A 7581-nucleotide genomic window follows, 5' to 3' on the forward strand; every position below is an offset into this window, starting at 1 on the left:
GCCCACCACCCCGGTGAGGTCCAGCAGGGGCAGCGCGGCCCCCGCCAGCGCGCCCAGCGCCGCGCCCGCGCGCAGCACCCGCGCCCCGCGCCGCTTCCACACCCGGTCCGTGAGATAGCGGGCCGTCGTCTCCAGCGCCCCGCGCTCGACCCACCGGTACAGCTCGTCCAGCCGGGCCGTCGGCTCGCCCCAGTCCCCGAGCGGAAACGTCCGCCCGGCCAGATCGCCGCCTTCGGGCTGAATCTCCGGCTGACCCACCCGGCACTCCCTTACGTCGTGTGACACCTGATGCTGATGTGCCGGACCCTTCCTACCGCCCAATGGGTGGCGAAGGATCTGGTTTCACCTCTTTTCCGCCCGGAAGTGGGTCTTGATCAGGTATAGGACACGGTGAAGACTCACTCGAAAGAGTGCCGAAGCGATGACTGCCCGGACCACGTAGGCTCGTGCCGAGCGGGGAGATCCTCGCCCATACAGCCGTACAGACAGCCATGCGGACAGTCGTAGGAAACCAGGAGCTGATCGTGATTCCCGGTGGTGGCCAGCCCAATATGCAGCAGCTGCTCCAGCAGGCCCAGAAGATGCAGCAGGACCTGGCGAACGCGCAGGAGGAGCTGGCGCGGACCGAGGTCGACGGACAGGCGGGCGGCGGGCTGGTCAAGGCCACCGTCACCGGTTCCGGCGAGCTGCGCGCGCTGAAGATCGACCCGAAGGCCGTCGACCCCGAGGACACCGAGACCCTCGCCGATCTGATCGTCGCGGCGGTCCAGGCGGCCAACGAGAACGCGCAGACCCTCCAGCAGCAGAAGCTCGGCCCGCTCGCACAGGGCCTGGGCGGCGGCAGCGGTATCCCCGGTCTGCCTTTCTAAGACGGCCCGCGGCCAACTACGGTACGTACGGCACGTACCGCACGACTTCCAGGAAGGGCAGGCAGTCCGTTGTACGAAGGCGTGGTCCAGGACCTCATCGACGAATTGGGGCGACTCCCCGGCGTCGGTCCCAAGAGCGCGCAGCGGATCGCCTTCCACATCCTGCAGGCGGAGCCGACGGACGTACGGCGGCTCGCGCAGTGCCTGATGGAGGTCAAGGCGAAGGTCCGCTTCTGCGCCACCTGCGGAAACGTTGCGCAGGAAGAGCTGTGCGGCATCTGCCGCGACCCGCGCCGCGACCTCTCGGTGATCTGCGTGGTCGAGGAACCGAAGGACGTAGTGGCGGTCGAACGCACCCGTGAGTTCCGGGGCAAGTACCACGTCCTCGGCGGCGCGATCAGCCCGATCGAAGGTGTCGGACCCGACGACCTGCGTATACGAGAACTTCTCGCGCGGTTGGCCGACGGTACGGTCACGGAACTGATCCTTGCCACGGACCCCAATCTGGAAGGCGAGGCCACGGCCACGTACCTCGCCCGCATGATCAAGCCCATGGGCCTCAAGGTCACCCGCCTGGCCAGCGGCCTCCCGGTGGGCGGAGACCTGGAATACGCGGACGAGGTGACCCTCGGCCGCGCCTTCGAGGGGAGACGACTCCTAGATGTCTGACGCCACGCTGCATGCCACCGCACAGGACCCGGACGACTTCGCGGTCCAGATCGCGGACCAGGTCGAGAGCTTCCTGGTGGCCGTGTTCGAGGTCGCGAAGGGCGAGGACCCCGACTCGGCGGTCCCCTTCCTCCTCCTTGAGGTGTCCCAACTCCTCCTGGCGGGCGGCCGTTTGGGTGCGCACGAGGACATCGTCCCGGATGAGCGCTACGAGCCCGACCTGGGCCCGGAGCCGGACGTGGACGAGATCCGCGAGCGCTTCGCGGTGATGCTGGAGCCGATCGACGTGTACTCGGAGGTCTTCGACCCCTACGAGCCGCGCAAGGCCCCGGTACCGGCCCGTATCTCCGACGACCTCGCGGACGTCATCACCGACCTCCGCCACGGCATGGCCCACTACCGCGCCGGCCGCACCACGGAGGCCCTGTGGTGGTGGCAGTTCTCCTACTTCTCCAACTGGGGCTCCACCGCCTCGGCCGCCCTCCGAGCCCTCCAGTCCCTGGTCGCCCACGTCCGCCTCAACCAGCCCCTCCCCGAACTGGACGGCCTCGACACGGACGTGAGCATGGGCGACGAGACCCTGGAGTTCGAGGCGGGCGCGGTGATGGCGGAGGAGATCGCGGGGCCGTTGGGGATCAGGCAGGTGAAGTAATTCCGGCTCGCTCACGTATCGGTTCACTCGTTGAGCTGAAGATATAAGGATTTCCTTCTACTGCTCCGCGTCGTAGGCTCGGATACGGAGCATGAACTGGGAGATCAACCTCCACCCCTCGGTGGAGTCGTGGCTGCTCAAGCTCGCAGAGGAGGACCCGATGTCCGCGGACCTCGTCGAAGCCGCGGTCGACATGCTGGCGGAGAGCGGCCCCGCGTTGGGACGTCCACTGGTCGACCGGCTTACCGGCTCCCGGACACACAACCTCAAGGAGCTGCGGCCTGGCAGCTCGGGAAGTACAGAGGTCCGGATCCTCTTCGTGTTCGACCCCAGGCGGGAGGCGATTCTGCTGGTGGCGGGAGACAAGTCCGGCCGCTGGAGGGACTGGTACCGGGAGTCGGTCCCCCTCGCCGAGGCCCGCTACGACGAGTATCTGGCCGCCGCTGACGAGGCGGGAAAGGACGGGAAGGCCCGATGAGCCAGTACAGCAGTTGGGCAGAGGCCAAGCTCCGGATGCGGGAGAACCAGCCCGAGGTGTCCGATGCCGAATGGGAATCCCGCAAGCAGGCGGCTCGTACGGCGACCGAGGCGTACGTCGTGGGTCACCATCTCCGCGAGATCCGGGAAGAACAGGGGCTGACGCAGGCTCAAGTGGCCAAGGCGGTGGGGATTTCCCAGGCCAGGGTCTCCCAGATCGAGCGGGGGGAGATCCACAACTTGGAGACGATGCGTACGTATGCGGAGGTGCTCGGGGCCAGGATCACTGTGACCATCGAGTACGGGGACCGGACGGCCGGTGCGGCCTGACGGCTGCGTATGTCATCGTCCCTCGTACGCAGATGAGTTGGGCTAACGGCGGGGGAGCGGGGAGTACGCTGCGCCCACGGCGAGTGTACGGAGATGTACGAGGACGAGGGGGACGCCCGGTGGCGGACGAGGCGTGGGCGGGCCTGGCCGAGGCGATCGGGGCGATCCGGGCGGAGCTTCAGCAGGCGGCGCGGGACGGGGCGGGACAGGAGATCCAGTTCCGGACGGGCCCGGTGGAGATCGAGTTCGCCGTTGACGTGAAGAAGGACGGGGAGGCACGGGCGAAGGTCCTGGTCCTGCCGTTCGGTGCGGAGGCGAAGGCGACCCGGTCGAAGGGCACGACGAGCCGTGTGAAGCTCACGCTCCAGCCAGTCGACGCCGAGGGCGCGGATCGGCGTATCGCGGACGGCTCTGGGGAACGCCCCAAGTAACGGGGAGTACGGGGGTGTTGGCCTGTGGCTGTGGACGTGCGGCGGGTCGTGGAGATCTGGAATCCGGTCGGGAAGTGCTCGGGGACCGGTTATCTGGTCGCGGACGACATCGTCCTGACGGCTCTTCACAATGTGCTGGGCTGTGGGGTCTTGGAGGTCAGAGGTCTCGGCGGCGACTCCAAATGGCGTGCGGCGAAAGTGTTGTGGCCGCTGACGGAGCTACCCGATCTGGAGCGGGAGCCGCAGGCGGACGGGGCGTTGGTCAGGATCACGGATGCCGGATGGCTCCCGCCGGCGGGAGCTGACCCCGTCCGCTGGGGCCGGATCGACGGTGGCCCGGTCGTAGCGGACGAGGGGCGGCTGGCGTGCGTCGCGGTCGGCTTCCCCAGGTCCGAGGTGCGGGACGGTATCCGGGACACGAAGGAGATCCGCGGCCACATCGAGAGGCTGACGGGACTCAAGTCAAGTGGGCTGATCACGGCGTACGTCGACCAGGTCGCCGTACCCGGTGTCTGGGCGGGCGCGTCCGGAGCGGCACTCTTCGCGCGGGGGCGGCTCATCGGGGTCGTGACGACCGACCGGCGGCGGGACTACGACGGGGATCAGCTGACGGCGGTGTCGGTGGCGGCGTTGTCGGCGCGGCCCGGGTTCGTGGCGGCGTTGGGGGAGTTGGTTCCGGAGGACGTTACGACTACGGCTGCTGATCGCGAGGGGATGCGGCGTACGGCGTACGACGTCGAAGTCCCGCTGGGCATCAACAACTTGCCGGAGCTGCCGTCGCCGATCTTCGTCGGCAGGGCGAAAGTGATGGCCGAGCTGGAGCGGGCTCTCTCGGCGGAGTCGCAGACGATCACACAGACGGTTCATGGGCTTGGGGGTGTCGGGAAGACGACTCTGGCCCTGCACTACGCGCATGATCACGTGGGGGAGTATCGGCTGGTGTGGTGGCTTCACTCGGACAGGCCGGAGCTGATCGAGGCGGGCTTCGCGGCCCTCACTGTGCGGCTGCGGGGCGAGGAGGCGTCCGACCTCACCCCTACGCAGGCTGCCGAATGGGCTGTCGGGTGGTTGCAGACGCATCCCGGGTGGCTCCTGGTTTTCGACAACGCGGAGAAGCCGGGAGACGTGCATGCCTGGACAGGCCAACTGCGGGCATCCGGGCGACACTTGATCACGAGTCGGTACAAGCGGGGGTGGGTGTGCGAGCCGATTTCGTTGCGTGTGCTGGATCAGGAGGCTTCGCTGGCCCTCCTGTCACGCCTCGTCGGGGGCTGTGAGGAGGACGAGGCCCGTGCGCTGGCGGAGGAACTCGGTCATCTGCCGCTCGCGCTGAGGCAGGCCGGGGCCTATGCCGAGCAGCGCCATTACACCATCGGCGAATACAGGGCGCTGCTCATGCAACGGCCCCAGCGCATGCTGGACGCGGCTCCGGGGGCCGGTGCCCCGGAGCAGACCATGGCCCGCATCTGGCGCATCACGCTGGACACACTCGAACAGCTCGACCCACGAGCGGTGGAGGTCCTCCGTATCGCCGCTTGGTATTCCTCTGAGAGCATCCCCCAAGACCTGTTTCAGCTGGTCATCGCAGACCCGGTCGACCGACGGGAGGTTCTGGGGCTGCTTGAGGACTACAGCCTGATAGCAGCCAGTCGAACGACCATAAGCGTGCACCGCTTGGTACAAAAGGTTGCCCGGACCCCCTCGCCTGACGATCCACACCGCGCCCCGGAGTTGGTGTCGGCAGCTTGCCACCAGGCCACGGCCTCACTACTTCCTCTCCTGCCGAAAGATCCGCTGGGGAACGCTGACGGCTGGGCGGAATGGAGGGAACTGCTTCCCCAGGCCGAGGCACTCGTTGAGAAGTCGGATCCCCCCACGGACACTGTGGATACGGTCGTACTCCTCACCGCGGTCGCGCACTTCCTCTCTGCCCAAAGTCAGGTGCACCGAGCTGTTAAGCACTATCGACGCGCGTGGGAAGCAGCAGTCCGACTGTTGGGTGAAGACGACCTGCTGAGCTTGACCGCGCGGTACAACATGGCCAGCGCCTACGTGGAGTATGAGGGGGAGGGGGCGGCCGAGAGCGCGGTCTCCTTGTGCGAGCAGGTGGTGGCCGACATGGTTCGTGTGCTTGGCGAGGACGATCCGGGCACGCTGAACGCACGCAATGCCCATGCCAACTCTCTCTGGAAGGCGGGTCAGAGGGGGATGGCGTTACTTCTCCTCCAGAAACTGTTTGGCGATTGCCACCGTGCTCTCGGCCCGGCGCACAAGACCACACTGACGGTGAGTGACAACCTCGCGCTCGCCTACGACGCGGGGGGCCAAGCGTGGTTGGCGCTCCCAATATTTGAGCGGTCGTTGTCCGTTCGCAGCTCTCTCATGGGCACAGATCACCCGAGCACTCTGACACCCCGTAGCAACTACGCGAGAGTGCTTGAGTCGGACGGATGCGCGGAATGTGAGGAACACGCGATAGCGGTGTACGAGGATGCGTTGGCCGATAGCGCCCGTCTATGGGGCGAGGACCACCCGATGACATGCGACATCCGCGAGAGCCTCACGAGGGCGAGAGGGAGGCGCGGTCGCTGAGGACCGTATGCAGTTCGTCGACAGCTACGTAAGGTGAGGCAGCAGTCGGCTCGCTGTACCACCGCAACGGCCACGTGTTCCCGTCCAGCGCCGGAATCCCGATGTACGTGACGGTACGAGCGCCCCGTCCCCCGAACTGCTGCACGCCCAAGGGCCAGTTGTGCCGGCGCACTTCCCCGGGCGCCAGCAGGAAGTACATCCACCGGAACCCGGCGGCCTCGCAGACGACGGGCCCCGCATCCCCATCGGCGTCCTCGATGAGACGCGTGGCGACCCGTTCTCCCCGTACGCCTTCGATGCGTACGGCGTCGAAGTGGACGCCGGTGAGACGGAGTTGGTGACCGGACGCGGGGATCCAGTCCGGCAGGTGAATTGAGTCGGTCATGGTCACACGGTGGCGCTCGCGAAGCTACGCTCGGTAGTGACTGAGGTGATACACGCCGGGGTGTATCGGTCGGAGGTGGGTGCTGTGCCGGGCCAGTCCAACGCCAACTCCCTGCCGCCGCCTGCGGCCTGGCGGTACAGCGGGAACCAGCTGAAGCGGTGGCGCACGAAGGCCAATGTGAGCCGGGAACAGCTGGCCGCCGCCTCCAACTACGCGCCGGACACCATCAAGTCCATGGAGCAGGGCGTACGGATGCCGACGCCGCGCGTACTCGACGTGGCCGATGGGATGTGCCGGGCTGACGGGATGCTGAGCGCGGCCAAGGACTACTTGCTGAGGGAGAAGTTTCCGGCGCGGGCGCAGGACTTCATGGAGCGTGAGAAAGAGGCGATCAGTCTCTGGTGGTACGAGACCACGGTCGTCCCGGGGCTGTTGCAGACGCCGGGGTACGCGCGCACGCTGATTGAGAACCGCTGCCCGCCCCTGGACGAGGAGACGGTGGAGGAGCGGATCGAGGGACGCATCGAGCGGCAGGAGATCCTCACGGAGCGGAAGCCACTGGTGGCCCTGAGTTTCGTCCTCTATGAGGCGGTGCTGCGCAGTCCCCAGGTGGACACCGAACAGCTGCGCCGTCTGCTGGAGGTGTCCCGCCTGCGGAACGTCACCGTGCAGGTGCTCCCCTTCGAACGGGCCACCAGCGACGCGCTCATGGGCCCCATGGTGCTGCTGGAGACCCTCGACCACGAGCGGTTCGCCTATTCGGAGGGCCCGTTCGCCAGCGAACTGTCGGCCGATCCGGAGGTTGTCAGCCGGGTGAGCGAGCGGCTTAGCATGATCCGCACGCAGGCTCTCAGCCCCGCTGAGTCGGCCCGTTTCGTCGAACGGATGGTGGATCAGCCATGAGTGACCAGCTGAAGTGGTTCAAGTCGAGTTACAGCGACAACGAGGGCGGTGCCTGCGTCGAGGTCGCCCTCCCCACACCGCAGTTGACCGTCCACATACGCGACTCCAAGAACGCCACGGGTCCCGAACTGGCCCTCCCCGCCCCCGCCTGGACGGCGTTTCTCAACGGAGTCTCCGCAGTTCAGCCCGGAGCTTGAGGACTTTGTTGGCGGATTCGCCATTGTCAGGCGGTGAGTTCGAGTCCGAGGCGGGTGAATCGGCTGATGTGAGTGG

The 7581-nt window shown here is 67.0% G+C and carries 11 protein-coding genes; 9 read left to right on the forward strand and 2 right to left on the reverse strand.

Annotation, left to right across the window (positions count from 1 at the left end; all coding sequences use genetic code 11):
• Positions 1-258: SLATT domain-containing protein (locus AC31A1_RS42365; protein WP_489658404.1), on the reverse strand; the 258-nt coding region annotated here is incomplete at its 3' end.
• 266 nt (positions 259-524) lie between these two features.
• Between AC31A1_RS42365 and AC31A1_RS42370 the strand changes: the two genes are divergently transcribed.
• The 7 genes from AC31A1_RS42370 to fxsT all read left to right on the forward strand — a co-directional run bounded on the left by AC31A1_RS42370 (position 525) and on the right by fxsT (position 6020).
• Complete coding sequence (locus tag AC31A1_RS42370) at positions 525-869, forward strand: YbaB/EbfC family nucleoid-associated protein (RefSeq protein ID WP_356053061.1); 345 nt, start codon at positions 525-527, stop codon at positions 867-869.
• A gap of 69 nt (positions 870-938) precedes the next feature.
• Positions 939-1538, forward strand: coding sequence for a recombination mediator RecR (gene recR / locus AC31A1_RS42375; RefSeq protein ID WP_019070339.1), 600 nt, complete (start codon positions 939-941; stop codon positions 1536-1538).
• Positions 1531-2190, forward strand: a complete 660-nt coding sequence (locus AC31A1_RS42380; protein ID WP_489658405.1) for a DUF5063 domain-containing protein — start codon at positions 1531-1533, stop codon at positions 2188-2190. The genes recR and AC31A1_RS42380 overlap by 8 nt, the downstream gene beginning before the upstream one ends.
• Before the next feature lie 91 nt (positions 2191-2281).
• Complete coding sequence (locus tag AC31A1_RS42385; RefSeq protein WP_489658406.1) at positions 2282-2668, forward strand: type II toxin-antitoxin system RelE/ParE family toxin; 387 nt, start codon at positions 2282-2284, stop codon at positions 2666-2668.
• Positions 2665-2997 (forward strand): helix-turn-helix transcriptional regulator, encoded by a 333-nt coding sequence (locus AC31A1_RS42390; protein WP_489658407.1) that lies wholly within the window; start codon positions 2665-2667, stop codon positions 2995-2997. Before AC31A1_RS42385 ends, AC31A1_RS42390 begins: the two co-directional genes overlap by 4 nt.
• A 119-nt stretch (positions 2998-3116) precedes the next feature.
• Complete coding sequence (locus tag AC31A1_RS42395) at positions 3117-3428, forward strand: trypco2 family protein (RefSeq protein WP_489658408.1); 312 nt, start codon at positions 3117-3119, stop codon at positions 3426-3428.
• A 24-nt stretch (positions 3429-3452) separates the two neighbouring features.
• On the forward strand, positions 3453-6020 hold the full coding sequence (gene fxsT, locus AC31A1_RS42400) for an FxSxx-COOH system tetratricopeptide repeat protein (RefSeq protein ID WP_489658409.1): 2568 nt from the start codon (positions 3453-3455) through the stop codon (positions 6018-6020).
• On the opposite strand, the gene AC31A1_RS42405 is transcribed toward fxsT, so the two are convergent.
• Complete coding sequence (locus tag AC31A1_RS42405; RefSeq protein ID WP_489658410.1) at positions 5989-6411, reverse strand: hypothetical protein; 423 nt, start codon at positions 6409-6411, stop codon at positions 5989-5991. The genes fxsT and AC31A1_RS42405 overlap by 32 nt on opposite strands.
• Positions 6412-6489: 78 nt before the next feature.
• Here AC31A1_RS42405 and AC31A1_RS42410 point away from each other — a divergent pair, with 78 nt between their 5' ends.
• Together AC31A1_RS42410 and AC31A1_RS42415 are read left to right on the forward strand one after the other, a co-directional pair.
• Entirely contained in the window at positions 6490-7308 is an 819-nt protein-coding gene (locus AC31A1_RS42410) for a helix-turn-helix domain-containing protein (protein WP_489658412.1), read from the forward strand.
• Positions 7305-7505 carry a DUF397 domain-containing protein gene (locus AC31A1_RS42415; protein WP_489658411.1) on the forward strand — a complete coding sequence of 67 codons (201 nt, stop codon included), beginning with the start codon at positions 7305-7307 and terminating at the stop codon, positions 7503-7505. The genes AC31A1_RS42410 and AC31A1_RS42415 overlap by 4 nt, the downstream gene beginning before the upstream one ends.
• Positions 7506-7581: the final 76 nt, after the last annotated feature.

Source organism: Streptomyces sp. P5F9 (assembly GCF_057961495.1).